The sequence below is a fragment of the Roseateles sp. P5_E1 genome, assembly GCF_054049335.1.
Genome location: NZ_JBFUMN010000308.1, coordinates 1 through 607, shown reverse-complemented (window position 1 = coordinate 607; position 607 = coordinate 1). Strand labels below are relative to the sequence as shown.

Below are 607 nucleotides of genomic sequence, written 5' to 3'. Positions count from 1 at the left end.
GTTCCACAGCGCTAATTTCACCAGGGAGGCTTTTGGAGTGTCGCCGCAGGTCGTGTCTTTGCAGGGAGCGGGCACGGGTGTGCCGGCTTTACAAAGAGACGCGCCTGAGCGCCTGCCTCTCGTTTGGTCTTGTGACGTAGCGTGCACTTGGGATCTATCGACATGTCATGTCGGCCAAGGCAACTTGAGGTTATATGGTCAAGCCACACGGATCATTAGTATCAGTTAGCTCAATACATTGCTGTACTTACACACCTGACCTATCAACCACATAGTCTATATGGTTCCTTCAGGGGGCTTGTGCCCCGGGAGATCTCATCTTGAGGCGCGCTTCCCGCTTAGATGCTTTCAGCGGTTATCGCTTCCGAACATAGCTACCCGGCAATGCCACTGGCGTGACAACCGGAACACCAGAGGTTCGTCCACTCCGGTCCTCTCGTACTAGGAGCAGCCCCTCTCAAATCTCCAACGCCCATGGCAGATAGGGACCGAACTGTCTCACGACGTTCTGAACCCAGCTCGCGTACCACTTTAAATGGCGAACAGCCATACCCTTGGGACCGACTACAGCCCCAGGATGTGATGAGCCGACATCGAGGTGCCAAAC

Annotated in this window: 1 rRNA gene; it reads right to left on the bottom strand. The window is 55.0% G+C overall.

What is annotated here, in order from left to right:
* Positions 1-194: 194 nt before the first annotated feature.
* Positions 195-607, bottom strand: a 23S ribosomal RNA gene (locus ACXJKJ_RS31220); the annotation flags it as partial.